Raw genomic sequence first — 16602 nt, 5'->3', positions numbered from 1 at the left:
ATGATGGGGAGAACGGGACCGATCGAGACGATCGACTGGCATACCGGCGGCGAGCCGTTCCGGATCGTACCCGGCAGCCCTGCCGCGGTGACCGGTGACGGGCTCACTGTCGCCGAGCGCCGGATCGTCGCGATGCAGAGCGACGCCGCACAGTGGACGCGGGCCCTGCTGTGCAGCGAACCCCGTGGTCACGCGGACATGTACGGCGGCTTCCTGGTCCCGCCGGATGACGCCGGGGCCCACCTGGGAGTCCTGTTCTGGCACAAGGACGGGTTCTCGACGGCGTGCGGGCACGGCACGATCGCCCTGGGAGCGTGGGCGGTGGCCTCCGGTCGCGTTCCGGCCCCGGCCGACGGTGTGACCGACGTCGTGGTCGACGTTCCGTCGGGGCGTGTCACGGCGAGTGTCCGTACCCGCGCGGGTCTCGTCGAGGACGTCACGTTCACGAACGTCGCCGCCCATGTCCACGCTTCCCGCGTCCGGATGGCGACCGCACGGGGGACGGTCGCCGTCCACATCGCTTTCGGCGGTGCGATGTACGCCGTGCTTCCGGCAGCGACGCTGGGCCTGCGGGTGCGGCCGGACGACGTCCCGGAACTCGTCGCCGCGGGTCGCGAGATCCGCGACGCGCTCAACGCCGCCGGCGCGGCCGAGCATCCGGCCGACGCCCGGCTGTCCGGGCTGTACGGGACAGTCTTCACCGAGCAGGTCCACCCTGCGAGACTGCGGGCCGACGGCAGCCGACAACTGCACCGGCGCAACATCACGGTGTTCGCGGACGGGGAGGTCGACCGGTCCCCTTGCGGTTCGGGGACCTCGGCCGTGGTCGCGCTTCTCGCCGCCGCCGGGGAACTGCGCCCCGGTGACGAACTGCGGCACGAGTCAGTGGTGGGCTCCGTGTTCCGCGCCCGGATCACCGAACAGACCACGGCACACGGAATACCGGCGGTCGTCACGGCAGTGACGGGCACGGCCCACGCGGTCGGGACGTGCCGGTTCACCGTCGACCCCCGCGACGTGCTCGTTCCAGGGTTCGTCCTGCGATGAGCGTGGTTCTCGACGCCGAGGACGTCTTCTCGCTCGGCCCTGTCGCCGCCGTCGCCGCGATCCGCGACGCCCTGGCCTCGGGGCTCGACCCGGACGACGACATGCGGCGTTCCGTCGTCCCGTTGGCCAACGGCCAGGGGCTGCTCATGCCGTCCGAGGCCGGCGGCTGGTTCGGGGTGAAGGTTGCGACCGTCGCTCCCGAGAACGCGGCGCGCGGTCTGCGACGGATCAATGCGACCTACATCCTCCACGACGGCGAGACGCTGACCCCCGCCGCGATCCTCGACGGTACCGCGCTGACGACCCTGCGCACGCCTGCAGTCTCGGTCGGGGCCTGTCTGGACCGGCTGCGCGGGCTCGCGAACGCTTCCGTCAGCGGTCTGCGGCTCGTGGTCTTCGGCGTGGGCCCGCAGGGCGAGGGGCATGTGCACGCGATCCGGGAGCACATGCCCGTCAGCGAGGTCACGGCTGTCACGCGTCGCGGCGGCGCGACCCCGCTCTGGGCGGATCGTCACCTGCCGACGGGCGACACGGCCGTCGCCGGTCTCGTTCGCGCGGCGGACGTCGTCGTCACGGCGACCTCGGCTCGCGACCCGGTTGTCGACGGACGTCTCGTGCGCGACTCGGCGGTCGTGCTGGCCGTGGGCTCCCATGAACCGTCGGTACGTGAGCTCGACGGGGAGCTCATGGGACGCGCGACGGTCGTCGTGGAGAGCCGCGACCTCGCGCTCCGGGAGGCCGGCGACGTCGTCCTCGCGGTCCAGGAGGGCAGGCTCGATCCGGCCTCACTGGTGACCATGACCGATGTGGTCCGCTCGGAAGCGGACGTCCGGGCCGATCGTCCCACCGTCGTGAAGACGAGCGGCATGGCATGGGAAGACCTGGCGGTCGCCGTCGCGGTGTACGGACAAGGAGGGAGGAGAAGTGGCCGTGTTGCGCGTCCTCACATCCCTGTACCGAGACCTCGGCACGGACCGTTGGAGTTCTAGAGGCAGTGCGACGGATCTGTCGTGTCGCTCGCCGGTACGCATCGCGGGCGCCGGCCCGCGGGGGGCCCGGTGCCCGCAGCCGCCCCTGGGACCAGGAACACCGTATGGCCGGGGCCCGCTCACAGCGCGGCCCCCGGCCACTGCCCGGCGGTCTCCCGAGTGCACTGGATGATCAGCCGGACAACAGCGTGACTCCGCGGTCGGACAGTGCTCGGCTGATCGGCTCGTGGATCATGCCGCAGCCGCTGTTCGGGCCGCCGCTGAGGATGCCGTGGGCCGTGGAGCCGGAGTAGACGCCGCTTCCGCTGTCACCGGGCCCGTCGCACGCGGTGCTCCAGGTCATGCCGGAAAGAGTGCGGTTCGGATACGACACGGTCGCGTCGGTCTCAGTGATCTGCCCGCAGGTGTACCCGGTCGTGGAACCTTGCTTGCAGACGTACTGCCCGACGTAGTCGTGGTCCCAGCCGGTGATCCGCGTCGACGTGTAGACCCAGCCTCGGGGCTGCCAGAACCCGGGATCGTCGATCCTGACGATGGCCGAGTCCCCGTAGTAGCCGAAGGAGTAGTCGGCGACGCCGCCCACCGACTGGTAGCCGTAACTGTAGGTGGGGACCTCCCAGTACGTGCTGTCCTCCGCGCAGTGACCGGCGGTCATCATGTAGTAGCCGTACGAGTCGTAGGCCATGAAGGCGCTGGAGCAGCGGATGTTGCTGCCGTAGATGGCCAGCCCCGAGCGCAGCGGCGGGTCACAGGAGTACTGACCGCCGCAGTAGAAGGGTTTGGAGGCGTGCGCGTAGGTGCTGACGGTGAGGGCGTCGCCGAAGGTGCGCTTCGCCCACCGCACGACCGCGCGCTGCGAGCCGGTGAGGACTTTGCCCCTGGGCAGGTCCAGGCGCAGCCGATTGCTCTGCACCACTGTCGCGGACTGGAGGCCGTGGGCTGCTCCCTTGTTGGCCGCTGTGATGCGCTTGGCCAGTCGGTCCGACATGCGGTTGAGCTGTTGCAGGCTGTGGCGCACGACGACGGTGGCGGTGTCGGGCGCCTGGGTCTTCGCGAGTGTCGAGGCTGCCGGCCGGGTGACGGCGACCGTGAGTCTGCCACCGTGCTCCTGGTCGATCCAGGCGCCGCCGAAACGGGAGTCCAGACGCTTGCGCAGTGAGGTGGCCACATCGGTCAGGTGATCCTGCTGGAGCACACGCCGCTGCGCCTCTGCGGTGGAGACGTCGTGGTCTGCGGCGAGTTGGGTGGCGGCTGCCTGCTGCGAGGCGCTGAGCCGCGGTGTGTCCCGGTCGCTGTTGCCCATGGCGGGCGTGGCGAGCGCGCAGGTGACGGTGAGGGACGCGAGGATCGGCCATAAGAGGCGGAGTCGGGTACGCGTCGATGATGCCTTCATCGGTTACCTCCTTCGGTGGAGCGGAGCCGGTGGTGCGGGCGTTGCCGGGTGGTTCCCCCGGGGGTCCGGGGAGGCGGTCGTGGACCGTGCCGCCTCCCCGGACCCCGCCCGGAGCGGGGGGAGCCGCCCGAGCCGCGGTGGACCTGTCGCTCCGGTCGCGCGTCCGTCAGTACTGCGTGGTGACGGTGGTTCCGGAGAAGCCGGACGCGGCGTACAGGCTGATGTAGTTGGCGCCGGCAGGCGGGTTAGTGATGGTCAGGGTGTGGCTGTTGCCGGTTCCGGTGGCGCGGTCGGTGTAGTTGCCGGTGGTGGCCCAGCCGCTGCCGCTGTAGTACAGGTCGGCGTCTCCGGTGCCGCCGGAGGTGGTGATCTTCAGCTGGGTCGTGCCGGCCGGGACGTAGAGGTAGAGGTAGGCGTAGTTGCCGGTGGTGGCGGACTGGCCGCTGCGCTGGCAGTTCTTGCCCAGTTCCCTGGTGTCCGTTCCGGTGCACTCGGTGACGGTTCCGCCGCCGCTGCCGACCGTGACGGTCCGGGTGGCGGTGGCGGTGGCGCCCTTGTCGTCGGTCACGGTGAGCTTGACGGTGTAGGTGCCGGCCGTGCCGTAGGTCTTGCTGGGGTTGGCGGCGGTGGAGGTGGTGCCGTCACCGAAGTTCCAGGAGCGGGCGGCTACGGTGCCGTCGGAGTCGGTGGACTGGTCGGTGAAGGCGGCCGTGAGGCCGTTGACACTCGCGGTGAACGCGGCGGTCGGAGCCTGGTTGCCGGGCGGGTTGGTGCCCCCGCCGCAGTTGCCGGCGGCGCAGGCCGCCAGCCAGGTGTACCAGTCGCTGTTGTACCGGGTGCCGATCGTGCTGGTGAGGTAGGAGCGGGCTCCGTTCCAGTCGCCGGCGCGGTAGTAGCCGAGGACCTTGTCCATGTCGGCCCGGTGGTTTTCGAGCATGTACCGGACGGCGAGGTAGCCCCAGCGGTAGATGCGCGTGGTGTCGTTACTGTAGGTGGTGTCGAACAGCGTGCTGAGCGCGTACGTGCCGCGGCCGGCCTCGGTCATCGCCTCCGTGTAGGGGACGCCCCGGTAGGAGTAGGAGACGTACTCGGCGAAGCCCTCGATCCACCAGATGGTCGGGGTCGTGGTGCCGGCGCCGAAGTCGCCGTACATGTCGAAGCGGCCGTCGAGGTAGTGGGTGTACTCGTGGTTGAGGTTCCATATCTGGAAGTCCGGCCGCAGCCATTCCGCCTCGTAGGCGATGAAGCGGGGCTGGTTGCCGGCGGCGGCGGGGTCGCCCTCCAGGTACATGCCGCCGTTGTTGGTGTCGATGCCGTACATCGCGCCGGCGTAGGTCTGGTAGTCGGTGCTGGAGTCGAACACCACCACCTCGATGGTGGTGTTGTTGTCCTGGGCGACGGGCCCGCTGTCCCGGGCGGTGCTGTGGAAGTAGGCGTCCTGGCTGCGCAGGCTGGAGCAGGTGGAGGCCAGCTCGCCGGAGGTCATCTGCTGGGCCAGGATGCGGATGCTGGAGCTGCAGGTGTAGTCGACCGTGAGGACCGAGCTCTTCAGACGGGCCGACAGGTCGCAGGTTCCGTAGGAGGAGCAGTTGGCTTTGTCGTAATAGTCGGTCATCTCCGCGACGCCCACCCACAGCGGGGCGGTGCGGCCGGTGATCGCGCTCTGGTTCAGCAGGCCGGAGGCCAGCGGGCGGACCTTGCTCTGCAGGGTGGAGTGCTGCAGGAAGCGGCCCAGTTCGCGCCCGGCGTTGGAGGTGAGGTAGGCCTGGTCGGTGCCGAGGAGCGAGAGGTGGTTCGAGGCGAAGCCGTACAGGGCGTCGATCACGCTCGGGTCGGCCTGGACGGCGCTGACGAACTCGGGGACCTGGTGGCCGCGGAAGGTCACGGTGTAGACGTTGTTGACCGCGTTGAGCATGTACCAGGAGGTGTTCCAGGTGGAGTTGTAGTCCGCCAGCAGCCGCTTGACGACGTACAGGTAGCGGGCGTTCTCCTCGGCGCTGTCGATGAGGGTGACCGCCTCGGACAGCGTCTCGCCGTTGGCGTCGGTGACGTCCCGGGAGTGGGAGCTGGCGAAGAAGGCGTCGAGGCCGGAGCGGATGGCGGTCTTGAGGGTGCTGCCGTAGGTGCCCACCGTGCTGGGGTAGTACCAGTGGACGTAGTAGCCGGCGCGCAGGAAGAGCACGAGCTGGGGCATGCCGGTGCTCGCATTGCCCGGGTAGGACGCCGAGCCGTCACGCAACGCGTAGGCGACGGAGGCCATCTGGGACTCGCGGAACGCGGCGGAGGCGTCGCTCCCGGTCAGGTTGAACAGCGTGTTCACACAGTCGGTCGTGGACGCCTTGATCTGCTGCACCAGCGCACTGCCGGTACGGCTGGTGAAGTCCGCGCTGTTGCACGCGGCTGCGGACTTTCCCTTGGCCGTCCCCTTCTTCTGTCCCTTGACCGTCTTGGTGGGTTTGCCCTGCGGAGTTTCGGGCCGGCCGTAGGGCTCCTTGAGCGCATCCTTGTCCGCGGCCAGCGGGGGGAGCTGAGAAGCCTTCAGGCGGCCTTTGGCGACATGCCCGGTGTCGGCGGTGGCGGACTGGGCCAAGGGAGCCGGGTCGGCGCCCTTGGGTGTGGCATGTGCCGAGAGCGTCGAAGAGTTCGCCTGCGCCTGGGCCGACGGCGCGAGCAGGCTCGCGCCCATGGCACAAGCCAGGGCCAGGGGCAGCACTGCGGCCAGCCTGCGCCGGACGGATGTGCGTTTCACCTACGCCTCCCATGAGGGGTAGGGCCACGCGGGTGCGTGACCGATGGGTGTGCAGGCCGTGAATCTGGGGGTGCCGTCGCCCGTTGGCAGAGGGCTACGGATGCCAGAGATTGACATGACCACAACCTGTGCCATGTACCATGGCACAGATCACATGGTTCAGGGAAGGTCTCTGGCTCGGTTCGGGCAGCGCCCCTGTGAAGGCCCGGATCGCTGACTCCCGATCTGAGCCCATCTCCTCGACAGACCGTCCACGCAAGGAAGTTGGAGACGCCAGAAGGTGACCAGCGTGCCGCCGTCTCCACGGACGCACCTCTTGGCGGCGCTGGGGCAAGGACGCCGCTGCAGGACAAGAGAACAGGTCGCCGGACGAGGCGAAGAGCAGTGCTGTGGGACGTAACCCGTGACATAGTAATGTGCAATTTTATTTACAGCGAAGCGGCGCCCCGTCCAGTGAAGCCCTTCCCCTCGCCACGCCCGTCACGAAAGGAGCGCTCATGCCCTCCGGCTTCGCCGCCCTCCCGCACGTCGGCAGCCACGACCGGCCGGTCTCCGCGGCGCTGGACTCGTTCATGACCACCGGGTGGGGGCCCCACCCGGTGCCCGCTGCCGACCAGGATCCCGGCCATCCTGACCTGACGCACCGTCGGGAGCGGCTTTCCACCTCCTTTCCCGGCGAACGACTCGTCGTACCCGCCGGTGCGCAGCAGCGGCGCTCCAACGACACCGCCTACCGATTCCGCCCGCACAGCGCCTACGCCTGGCTGACCGGCCTGACCGGCGAGGACCAGGCCGGCCACGCGCTCGTACTGGAGCCGGCCGGATCCGACAGGCACGAAGCCGTGCTCTACATACGACCTCGCTCCCCCCGTGACAGCAGCGGCTTCTACCGCGACCGTCACCACGGTGAGTTCTGGGTGGGCCGCCGGTCCGGCCTGGACGAGACCGCAGCACTGACCGGCCTGCGCTGTGAACCCCTGGACGACCTTCCCAAGCTGCTCACGGGCTCGTGCCCGCTGACCCGTATGGTGACCACCACCGATCCACGCCTGGACCCCCTGGTATCCCCGAAGAGTCGTAGCCCTGCCAGAGACGCCGAGTTGGAGACCGCGCTGTCAGAACTGCGACTCGTCAAGGAACCCTGGGAAGTCGGGCAGCTTCAACTGGCCGTCCACCACACCACGGTGGCATTCGACGAAGTGGTGCGCGCCCTGCCACGGGCACTGCGCCACCCCCGTGGGGAGCGCTGGATCGAGGGCGTGTTCAATCTGCTCGCGCGGGCTGAGGGCAACGGGACCGGCTACGACACCATCGCCGCCTCCGGAGCGAATGCCTGCGTGCTGCACTGGACTCGTAACGACGGTGAGCTCGACCCGTCCCAGCTCCTGCTCCTGGACGCCGGCGTCGAGACGGACACGCTCTACACGGCGGACATCACCCGTACTCTTCCCCTGTCGGGACGCTTCTCCCCCGCACAACGCGACGTGTACGAACTGGTTCTCGCCGCCCAGGAGGCCGCCATCGCCACCCTGCGGCCCGGCGCCCTGTTCGATGACTTCCACCGAGAGGCCATGCGTGTCATCGCTGAGGGCTTGCACGAGTGGGGCGTCCTGCGTGTCTCCCCCGAGGAGGCGCTGGCCGAGGACAACGGCCTGCACCGCCGATACACACTGTGCGGCAGCGGGCACATGCTCGGCATCGACGTGCACGACTGCGCCCAGGCCCGTGCGGACACGTACCCGAACGGCGTACTGGAAGCAGGCCATGTCCTGACGGTCGAGCCCGGCCTCTACCTCCAGCCCGACGACGAGACCCTGCCCCTGGAATTACGCGGCCTGGGTGTTCGCATCGAGGACGACCTGCTCATCACGGCCAACGGCGCAAAGCTCCTCTCGGACGCCTTGCCCCGCAAAGCGACCGAGGTGGAGGAGTGGATGGCCCAGCTCCTCGATGACTGAACAGCGCCGGGTCCGCGGTGCCGCCTTCGCCGCACAGACGCATGAGCGCGATGCGCGAAACGGCCGACTACCGAGACCGGGAGCCGAGTCGCGCCTTCTCCGAGTCCGCCTGGCCCTCCGCCCACAGAGTACGAACATGGGAGAGATGACGGCGCATGCAGTTCTCCGCCTCCTGTACCTGACCAGCCACCATGAGGTCGAGGAGCTCGATGTGCTCCCGAGCGGAGGACACCAGACGCCCCGACTCATTGAGATCGCCCAGCCCGTACAGACGTGACCTTTTACGCAGGTCGGCCACGACCTCGACGAGATGACGGTTACCAGCCAGGGCCAGCAGTTCCAGATGGAACCGGTGATCGGCTTCCAGGTACTTGAGGACGTCGTGCGCCTGGGCCGCCGTCACGATCTCCCGAGCCATCGGGCGCAGAGACTCCAGTTGCTCCACGCTCGCGGTCGTAGCGACCTGCCCCACGGTGGGCACCTCGATGAGAGTCCGGATCTCGGTGAACTCGTCGAGGTCCCGATCGGTCATCTCGGTGATGCGGAACCCCTTGTTGCGCACTGCTTCGACCAGCCCCTCCCGGGCCAGGTCCAGCATGGCTTCACGAACCGGGGTGGCAGAGACACCGAGTTCCGCAGCCAGGGCGGGTGCGGAGTAGACGATACCGGGACGGAGCTCGCCTGCTATGAGCGCCGCCCGGAGCGCGTTGGCCACCTGATCACGCAGATGGGTCTGAACCGAGATCGACCGCGGCTTGAGGTGAGGCGGCATCGTTGTACCTCCGTGCGTCCGGTCCATGACCCCGGCTATACAATGTCACGTTTTCACGTGGTCGGCCTAGACCCCCGGATCTCCGGACAGCATGTGCGCGACCTGTGGAGGGGGCGGCCTTGCGGCCGCGCTGGTCAACCTGCGGCAGATCGGCTTCCGTTGGCCGTCTGCGCCAGAACCTCGCGTTCGCGGGGAGTGAGCGTCTCAAGCGCCTGTGGTATCGCGGTCGGTGGGCCTGGGATGGCGAGGTAGCCGCTGATCACCGTGTGCGTGGCGAGGGGGGAAAGGATCATGTCACCGGCCGCGACCGTGCGGATGGCGCTGAGACGTTCGGCGGGGCGATGCCCTTGCCCAGGAACCCGCTCACGCCGGCACGCGGGGCCCTGGTCACGCACCCGTCAACCACGCCGTCGGTGGCGCTCAGGGTCTTGCGGGCCCGGTCGGCGACGGTCTTCGCGTCGTCGGCCCCCCGGGCGTCGATGACGATGGTCAAGGGCCCGTTGAAGCCGGGGCCGAACCCGTCGGCGAGCGCGTCGTAGGCGCGGCGCTGGGTGGTCGAGGTGGGCAGGGACTCGTCGCCGGGAAGCGCGGGCTGGAGATCCAGTGCGGGGACGGAGACGACACCCAGGCCCGCGACGCTCAGCAGCAGCACTGCCATCGGCCGGCGGACGACGAAGCGTGCCCAGCGGCTGCCGGCGGGCTCCTTGGCCTCGGCGGCCCGCCTTCGCGTGGTGCGGTCGGCCCGGGGCAGGACGGCCCGGGGGAAGAAGCCCAGCAGGGCGGGCGGCAGCGTCAGTGCGACCAGCACGGCGATCACGACGGTCCCGGCAGCGGCCAGGCCCACGTCCGTCAACAGGGGCACGCCCGCCACCGACGGTCCGGCCAGAGCGATGACGACGGTGGCTCCGGCGAAGACGACGGCGGAACCGGCGGTGCCCATCGCCCGGCCGGCGGCCTCTTCGGCGGTATGCCCCTCGGCCCGTTCCGTGCGGTACCGCGAGACGATGAACAGGGCGTAGTCGAATCCCACGGCCGGCCCCAGCATGAGCGCGAGGGTGATCGCCGTGGTGGCCACGCCGGCGGCGATGATCAGGCAGACACCCGCGCCGAGCCCGATGAGAGCGGTGACCAGCGGCAGACCGGCGGCGATCAGGGTACGGAAGGTGATGAGCAGCACGATCGCCGCCACACCGATGCCGGGAGTTCGACGGGCCGGGCGACGCACCTGACGACCGTTCGCACCTGACGGCTGGTTCGCGCCGGACGGGGTTTCGGCCGGGACACGGATTCGGCCGGGAGGCTTCGCACAGAAACCGTGGGGCGTGGCGGGGGGTGCGGCACGGTCAGGCGGCTCGGGGCTCCGGGTAGTCCGGGAGCTGCCAGTCACCGCCGCGGTCCTCTTTCGAGAAGCGTGCGGCGAGGTCGGGGACGCGCAGGAAGCAGGCCAGCGAGGTGGCGGCCTGGAAGGCGTCGATCGCTCGTTGCGTCATGGGCATGCCGAGCTTGAGGAGGCGCGGGTTGACCTCGCTCTGGATCCTGTTGACGAAGGGCCGCAGCGCGGTGTCGTAGTCGGCCAGCGCGGTCGGCAGGTCGTCCGGGTGCCGGTTGATCTCACCGGCCAGGACGTAGGCGCCGACCAGGCCGCCGGAGGTTCCCATGCCGCTGTAGGGGGAGGCGCAGTGCGCGGCGTCTCCGGCCAGGACCACCCGGCCCTTCGACCAGGTGTCGGTGCGCACCTGGACGACCTCCTGGGAGTAGAAGAACGGGCTCGTCCCCATGCCCTCGATGAAGCGCTCGGTCTGCCAGCCCGCATCGCGGAACCTGCCCGCCCAGAACTCCTGTTGGCGCTCCACGGGTTCCCGGTGGATCGCCGAGGCTTCCTCGGACTCCTCCCGCATCACGAAGTACACCTGCGTCTCGGTCGGGTTGTGACTGCGGCGCATGATCTGGCGGCCACCCGGGACCATGTACGTGTCGCGGATGTTGCTGTCGGCGGCGATGCGCGGGATGAACCAGTAGGCCATGTGAACGCCGACCCTCCAGTACGGGTCGCAGCCCGCCGGGAGGATCTCCCTGCGGATACGTGATCCCTGCCCGTCCGCGCCGACCAGGAGGTCGAACTCGCCCGAAGACCCGTCGGAGAAGTGCGCGACGGCCTTGCGTTCGTCCTGTTCGAAGCCGTCCACACCCAGACCGAAGACGTACTCCACGTCGCCCCTGGTCGCCTCGTTGAGGATGCGCACCAGGTCTCCGCGCATGATCTCGTACTCCGACGTCAGGCTCTGCCGACCCTGGCCGGAGGTGTTGGCCATGATCGTCGCCCTGGGCCTGCCCCGGGCGTCGACGAAGGCGACGCCTGCCTCGTCGACGAGTTGGCCGCGGACGGTGTCGAGGAGGTCCATGCGCTTGACGGCCTCGATGCCCTGCCCTCGGAGATCGACCTGGGCTCCGGTGGCCCGCAAGGCCGGGAAGCGCTCGACCACGGTCACCCGGTGGCCGCCTCTGGCCAGCCAGTAGGCGAGGGCCTGCCCCGCGATCCCTCCGCCCGCGACGAGTACCCGCAAGGACACCGGTCCTGATCGCCGTGCCATCGCCCTCACCTCAGAATCTATCGGTGAATGATTCCTTCTCAGAGTCATCTATCAGCGATAGATTGTCAACGTGACCAAGATGAACCGGCAGACGGTGATCACCGAGGCGCTCGACCTGCTCGACGAGGTCGGACTTGACAGCGTCAGCACCCGCCGGCTGGCGAGACGCCTGGGCGTCGAACAGCCGTCGCTGTACTGGTACTTCCGCACGAAGAAGGACCTCCTGACAGCCATGGCGGAGGCCGCCATGGCCCCTCACGCGGCCGCCCCGCTGCCGGAGCCCGGTGAGGACTGGCACGCATGGTTCCTGGAGAACACGCGCAGCCTCAGGCGCACCCTGCTCATGCGCCGTGACGGTGCACGGCTCCACGCCGGCAGCACCCCCACCGCCGACCTCGACCGGCTCCGCCGCAAGATGGAGTTCCTCGTCACCTCCGGCGTACCCGAGCGCCATGCCCAGATGGCGATGCTCGCTGCCGGCCGCTTCACGGTCGGCAGCGTCCTGGAAGAGCAGGCGGAGGCCGCACTCGGCGACACAGCGGACCTCCCGCCCGACGTGCCGGCGATCGGTCACGAGTCGGCGTTCGAGGCAGGGCTGGCCCTCATCGTGGGCGGACTGGCGCCGTACGTGAACGCCCAGGGTCTTTCGTTTGGATCGGGGGACTCTCGCCCTGTTCCCGGCACGCCCTCGGACCGGCGGGAGGAAGCGGCGTCGACGAAGACCGGGCGGAGGTGATTCCCCCGGGGCCTGGGCGCGTCGGTCAGGTCAGGTGGCGGTGGGCCAGCTCCGCAGCACCGTGGCGATCCTTGCGGCGGTGCAGGCCGGGTCGAGGAGCAGGTCCTTGAGGGCGACGGCGTGCTCGCGGGCGGGTTTGACGGTGATCCCGACGGCCTCGAGGTACATGACGCCGGCAGCGGCGGCGACGGCCAGGTTGGAGCGCTCCAGCCAGCGGCACCGGCCCAGGGTGTGCACCAGGGCGGCGGCCTTGGCGTAGGGGCCGTCGTAGACGGGCTGCTCGAACAGCTCAGCCCGGTGACGGGCTACCGCCGAGACCGGGACGCCGTAGTCGTCGGGAGCCGGATCGTTCACCCCGGCGGCCTCGGCGACCTGCAGGATCCAGGGAACGTCGATGTGCAGGTCCATCAGGCCGCGCGCGCTCCCCGGGACGTCCGCTGGGCGTCCTCCGCTTCGTCGAAGACCATCTGGTGTTCGGCCAGGAAGCGGGCGGCGGCGTCCACCGCGCGGGCGCGCAGCCCGCTGGCGTCGTCCTGTACCAGGCGGGCGAGGTAGTCGCCGATGCTCAACCCCATGTCGGCGGCGCGCTTCTTCGCGAGTTCCGCGACGTCCTCGTCCACCCGCGCGCCCAGCTGTGTCTTGGCCATACCGGTATGGTAACAGCTGTTACCACGGCCGGGCCTGCGTCACGGGCCCTCCACGGCAGCCGCCGGGACCGGTCCGGCACCCTCTTCCAGTTCGGCGATCATGCGCGCCTTCTCGGCCCGGTAGCGCTCGACGGCGGCCAGCTTGACGCCTTCGTATCCGCGGACGACGTCGGGCAGTTCAGCGAGGCGGCGGACCAGGGCCAGATTGTCCTTGGTCAGCAGCGCGAGCGAGGCGCCGAGCGACCGCCGGTAGTCATCGACGAGTTCGCGTTCAAGGCGGCGTACGGGGTGCAGCCCGAAGACGTCGAGACGGGTGCCCCGAACGCGTCGCAGCGCCCGCAGCAGTGCGAGAGCCGGGCGGAACCAGCTCCCGAAAGCGATCTTCCTGTCCACGCCCGCGGCACGCAGAGCAGGCGGATGCAGCAGGTAGGAGCGTCGGCTCCCGCTGCCGAACGCCGCGGTGATCTGCTCGTCGACGGCCGGATCGAGGGCGAGCCGTGCCACTTCGTACTCGTCCTTGTACGCCATGAGCTTGTACAGACAGCGGGCGACCGCCTCGGTCAGCTCGGTCGAGTCGTCACCGATCGCAGCGCGCTCCGCGTCCGCCACCGTCCGGACGAAGTCGGCATAGGCGCGGGCATAGCGTCGGTCCTGGTAGCCGATGAGGTCGGCCACGCGCACCGTGAGGAGCCGGTGCAGCTCGGAGCCGGGATCGTCGTGGCCGGTGACCCGGGCCACGAGTTCGGTGGTGCCGGTGGGGAGCGGCGGTGGCGTCCGCTCCTCGGGTGCCGGGCCGGCCGTCGCGGCACGCAGTGCGTCCGGGTCGGCGATCGCCTGGCGGCCTCGGCGGAAGGCCTGGATGTTGCGGTCGACGGCGACTCCGTTGAGGGTGATGGCCTCTTCTACGGCCGACGCCGTCATGAGCAGCCGCCCGGTCTGGTATGCGGCCCCGACCAGCAGCATATTGGCGTACTGCTCGTCGTCGAAGAGCTGCGTGGCCAGTGCGCCGGTGTCCAGAGCGACGAGTTGGCGGGTCGCGCCGTCGACGGCGTGGCGTATGGCGTCGGGAACCGGGAATCCGACTTCCGTGTCGACCACCATCTGTCCGGTGGGTATCTCGGTCGTGCTCATGACGGCGACCGTGTGGTCGGGGGAGGCGACACGGAGGTACTTGGGGTCGGTCGCGACAAGCGGGTCGCAGGCGAGATAGAGGTCGCAGCCCTGCTCGGCGATCTTGGCTCCCTGTTCCACGGGACCGGGAGTGATCTTCAGGTCGGAGACGACCGCGCCGCCCTTCTGGGCCAGACCGGTCTGGTCGAGGCTGCGCACGTGGTGGCCGTCGATGACCGCCGCGGTCGCGAGCACCTGCGAGACGGTGATGATGCCGGTTCCCCCGATGCCGGTGATCCTCATGCCGAAGGTGCCGCCACCGGCCGCGCGGGACGCCGGCTCCGGGAGGTCACCGGCCGCCAGGGCGGGGAGTTCGGTGTGCCGCGGTCCGACGCCGGCCGGGGTGATCTTCATGAACGCCGGGCAGTCGCCGTCGAGGCACGAGTAGTCCAGGTTGCACGAGGACTGGTCGATGCGTGTCTTGCGGCCGAACTCGGTCGGGGCGGGGTGGACCGAGAGGCAATTCGACTTGCGGCCGCAGTCTCCGCAGCCCTCGCAGATGCGTTCGTTGATCCAGACGCGTGTCGTCGGGGTCTCGGTCTTGCCCCGACGCCGGGACCGGCGCTTCTCGGCGGCGCATTCCTGGTCGTGGATGAGGACCGTGACACCTGCGGTCGCCTTCAGCTCGGCCAGCGCGCCCTCGATGGCGGCCCGGTCGAGGACCCGCACCGCTTTCGGCAGCCCGGCCCTGGGTACGCGCTTCCTGTCCTCGGTGGTGATGATCACCTTGGCCACGCCTTCGTCGAGCAGCGTGGCGGCGAGCCGGTCGACCGGCAGTGCGCCGACGGCGTCCTGACCGCCGGTCATCGCGACCGTTCCGTTGTAGAGCAGTTTGTACGTGACGTTCGCCCCTGCGGCGACCGCCGCCCGCACGGCCAGGCTGCCGGAGTGCATGAAGGTGCCGTCACCGATGTTCTGCACGAAGTGGTCGTCGTCGACGAACGGTTCCATGCCGATCCACTGGGCGCCCTCCCCGCCCATCTGAGTCATGCCGACGACCGTGCCGACCTGTTCGGCATCCATGAACACGACCATCGCGTGGCAGCCGATCCCGGCGCCCACCAGCGAGTCCCCGCCCGCGGTGGTGGAGGTGTTGTGCGGGCATCCCGAGCAGAAGTAGGGGCTGCGGGCCAGGAGCGGAAGGGACAGCGGGGTACGGGGCCTGGGCCGCCGGCGCCAGGCGCGGGCGGACTCGATGCCGAGCGGGGCGAGCACCCTGGACAGTCCGGTGGCGACGCTGTCCGCGTCGAGCTCTCCCGAACGGCTGAACAGCGGCCGCCCGTCCGGGCCCTCCTTGCCGTAGACCCTGGGGGCGCGCGGGCGGCCGTAGAGGATCTCCTTGACGGCGGCCTCGAGGAACGGCCGCTTCTCCTCGACGACGAGCAGGTCGTCGAGTCCGTCCGCGAACCCGACGACGGCGTCGCGTTCGAGGGGGAAGATCATGCCGAGCTTGAGGATCCTGATGCCGTACCGGGCGAGGTCCGCGTCGGTGAGCCCGATGATCCGGAGGGCTTCGCGGACGTCGAGATAGGTCTTGCCGGACGTCAGGATGCCGATCCTGTCCGACGGCCCGCGCTGGACGACACGGTTGAGGCCGTGCAGCCGGGCGTACTCCTCGGCCCGCGGGAGCCGGGTGTCGTGCAGGCTGCGCTCCAGGGCCATGAGATTGGCACCCAGGAGCATCGCGCTCGGCCTGTGCGGGTTCGGGTCCGCGTCCCCGTCGGTGACCGGGATCCGGTCGGGCGCGACAAGTGCTGTGGACGTCGCGTCCGCCACCGCGGTCGCGATCTTCAGCCCGGCCCACAGGCCGCTGAACCGGGAGAGGTACTGCGCGTGGATCCCGAAGTCGAGGACGTCCTGTGAGTCGGCCGGGTAGAGCGTCGGGACGGCCAGGTCCGCGAGCGTCGCCTCGCTGGCACACGGCACACTGGACGACTTCGCCCCTGGATCGTCGCCCACCAGTGCGACAGCGCCGCCGGTAGGGCCGGTGCCCACCAGGTTCGCGTGACGGAGGGCGTCACAGGCGCGGTCGAGGCCGGGCGACTTGCCGTACCAGATGCCCGTGACGCCGTCGTAGCGGGAGGTGCCGACCTGGCCGGCCAGCTGGCTGCCCATGACGGCGGTGGCGGCAAGTTCCTCGTTCAGCCCCGGCTTGTGGACGATGTCGTGCTCGTGCAGCAGCGCCTCGCGCCGGGCGAGTTCGATGTCGTAGCCGGCCAGGGGCGATCCCTCGTAGCCGGACACGAACGTCGCGGTGCGCAGCCCGTTCCGGCGGTCGCGCGCGGCCCGGTCCAGGAGGACGCGGACGAGGGCCTGGATTCCGGAGAGGTGCACCACCCCTTCTCCGGTGCGATAGCGGTCGTCCAGCCGCAGGCGCCGGCCGGTCTGCTGCTCGGCTTTGGTGACGGATGGCGTCATCGCCCTCTCCCCTGCACGCTGTGGCACGCATGTCCGCATGTCCGTCGACGGGCATGGCGGGACCGCGAGAATGTACTGATGGGCCAGGAGTATGGGGTTGTCGTGACCTGGCTGACAATCATGCGCCGAAAA

Annotated in this window: 12 protein-coding genes; 4 read left to right on the top strand and 8 right to left on the bottom strand. The window is 69.7% G+C overall.

Going from position 1 to position 16602, the window contains the following annotated elements; translation table 11 throughout:
- Both ACFY93_RS13365 and ACFY93_RS13360 read left to right on the top strand, forming a co-directional pair.
- On the top strand, positions 1-1047 hold the full coding sequence (locus tag ACFY93_RS13365) for a proline racemase family protein (RefSeq protein ID WP_391357238.1): 1047 nt from the start codon (positions 1-3) through the stop codon (positions 1045-1047).
- On the top strand, positions 1044-2036 hold the full coding sequence (locus ACFY93_RS13360; protein ID WP_391357235.1) for an ornithine cyclodeaminase family protein: 993 nt from the start codon (positions 1044-1046) through the stop codon (positions 2034-2036). The genes ACFY93_RS13365 and ACFY93_RS13360 overlap by 4 nt, the downstream gene beginning before the upstream one ends.
- A 172-nt stretch (positions 2037-2208) precedes the next feature.
- On the opposite strand, the gene ACFY93_RS13355 is transcribed toward ACFY93_RS13360, so the two are convergent.
- Together ACFY93_RS13355 and ACFY93_RS13350 are read right to left on the bottom strand one after the other, a co-directional pair.
- Entirely contained in the window at positions 2209-3429 is a 1221-nt protein-coding gene (locus ACFY93_RS13355; protein WP_391357233.1) for a S1 family peptidase, read from the bottom strand.
- A 166-nt stretch (positions 3430-3595) separates the two neighbouring features.
- A complete protein-coding gene (locus tag ACFY93_RS13350) occupies positions 3596-6178 on the bottom strand; it encodes a collagenase (RefSeq protein ID WP_391357230.1) in 2583 nt (860 codons plus the stop codon).
- A 497-nt stretch (positions 6179-6675) separates the two neighbouring features.
- Between ACFY93_RS13350 and ACFY93_RS13345 the strand changes: the two genes are divergently transcribed.
- The gene (locus tag ACFY93_RS13345; RefSeq protein ID WP_391357227.1) at positions 6676-8136 is read left to right on the top strand and encodes an aminopeptidase P N-terminal domain-containing protein; all 1461 of its coding nucleotides are present in this window, start codon (positions 6676-6678) and stop codon (positions 8134-8136) included.
- A 67-nt stretch (positions 8137-8203) separates the two neighbouring features.
- Here ACFY93_RS13345 and ACFY93_RS13340 read toward each other — a convergent pair whose 3' ends face one another.
- From ACFY93_RS13340 to ACFY93_RS13330, 3 genes are all read right to left on the bottom strand, one after another.
- Positions 8204-8908 carry an FCD domain-containing protein gene (locus ACFY93_RS13340; protein ID WP_391357224.1) on the bottom strand — a complete coding sequence of 235 codons (705 nt, stop codon included), beginning with the start codon at positions 8906-8908 and terminating at the stop codon, positions 8204-8206.
- A 289-nt stretch (positions 8909-9197) separates the two neighbouring features.
- Entirely contained in the window at positions 9198-10133 is a 936-nt protein-coding gene (locus ACFY93_RS13335) for an MMPL family transporter (RefSeq protein WP_391357222.1), read from the bottom strand.
- Positions 10134-10251: 118 nt separating this feature from the next.
- Positions 10252-11499: an FAD-dependent oxidoreductase gene (locus tag ACFY93_RS13330; protein WP_391357219.1), complete on the bottom strand. Its 1248-nt coding sequence runs from the start codon at positions 11497-11499 to the stop codon at positions 10252-10254.
- Between the two features lie 79 nt (positions 11500-11578).
- Here ACFY93_RS13330 and ACFY93_RS13325 point away from each other — a divergent pair, with 79 nt between their 5' ends.
- Positions 11579-12235 (top strand): TetR/AcrR family transcriptional regulator C-terminal domain-containing protein, encoded by a 657-nt coding sequence (locus ACFY93_RS13325; RefSeq protein WP_391357378.1) that lies wholly within the window; start codon positions 11579-11581, stop codon positions 12233-12235.
- 30 nt (positions 12236-12265) lie between these two features.
- Here the strand turns inward: ACFY93_RS13325 and ACFY93_RS13320 are convergent, their stop codons facing one another.
- From ACFY93_RS13320 to ACFY93_RS13310, 3 genes are read right to left on the bottom strand one after another with little or no spacing between them, the layout of a single operon-like run.
- Positions 12266-12643: a fic family toxin-antitoxin system, toxin component gene (locus ACFY93_RS13320; RefSeq protein ID WP_391357217.1), complete on the bottom strand. Its 378-nt coding sequence runs from the start codon at positions 12641-12643 to the stop codon at positions 12266-12268.
- Positions 12643-12882, bottom strand: coding sequence for a hypothetical protein (locus tag ACFY93_RS13315; protein ID WP_391357214.1), 240 nt, complete (start codon positions 12880-12882; stop codon positions 12643-12645). The genes ACFY93_RS13320 and ACFY93_RS13315 overlap by 1 nt, the downstream gene beginning before the upstream one ends.
- A 39-nt stretch (positions 12883-12921) precedes the next feature.
- Positions 12922-16470 carry an indolepyruvate ferredoxin oxidoreductase family protein gene (locus tag ACFY93_RS13310; RefSeq protein WP_391357211.1) on the bottom strand — a complete coding sequence of 1183 codons (3549 nt, stop codon included), beginning with the start codon at positions 16468-16470 and terminating at the stop codon, positions 12922-12924.
- Between the last annotated feature and the right edge of the window lie 132 nt (positions 16471-16602).

The sequence above is a fragment of the Streptomyces sp. NPDC008313 genome, from assembly GCF_042956125.1.
GTDB lineage: Bacteria > Actinomycetota > Actinomycetes > Streptomycetales > Streptomycetaceae > Streptomyces.
This window is presented reverse-complemented; position numbering and strand designations above follow the sequence as displayed.

Bases quoted from the DNA above. Each gene is read 5' to 3' on its own strand.
- ACFY93_RS13365 (WP_391357238.1), top strand. From the start codon at position 1: ATGATGGGGAGAACGGGACCGATCGAGACGATCGACTGGCATACCGGC.
- ACFY93_RS13360 (WP_391357235.1), top strand. From the start codon at position 1,044: ATGAGCGTGGTTCTCGACGCCGAGGACGTCTTCTCGCTCGGCCCTGTC.
- ACFY93_RS13355 (WP_391357233.1), bottom strand. From the start codon at position 3,429: ATGAAGGCATCATCGACGCGTACCCGACTCCGCCTCTTATGGCCGATC.
- ACFY93_RS13345 (WP_391357227.1), top strand. From the start codon at position 6,676: ATGCCCTCCGGCTTCGCCGCCCTCCCGCACGTCGGCAGCCACGACCGG.
- ACFY93_RS13340 (WP_391357224.1), bottom strand. From the start codon at position 8,908: ATGCCGCCTCACCTCAAGCCGCGGTCGATCTCGGTTCAGACCCATCTG.
- ACFY93_RS13330 (WP_391357219.1), bottom strand. From the start codon at position 11,499: ATGGCACGGCGATCAGGACCGGTGTCCTTGCGGGTACTCGTCGCGGGC.
- ACFY93_RS13325 (WP_391357378.1), top strand. From the start codon at position 11,579: ATGAACCGGCAGACGGTGATCACCGAGGCGCTCGACCTGCTCGACGAG.
- ACFY93_RS13320 (WP_391357217.1), bottom strand. From the start codon at position 12,643: ATGGACCTGCACATCGACGTTCCCTGGATCCTGCAGGTCGCCGAGGCC.
- ACFY93_RS13315 (WP_391357214.1), bottom strand. From the start codon at position 12,882: ATGGCCAAGACACAGCTGGGCGCGCGGGTGGACGAGGACGTCGCGGAA.
- ACFY93_RS13310 (WP_391357211.1), bottom strand. From the start codon at position 16,470: ATGACGCCATCCGTCACCAAAGCCGAGCAGCAGACCGGCCGGCGCCTG.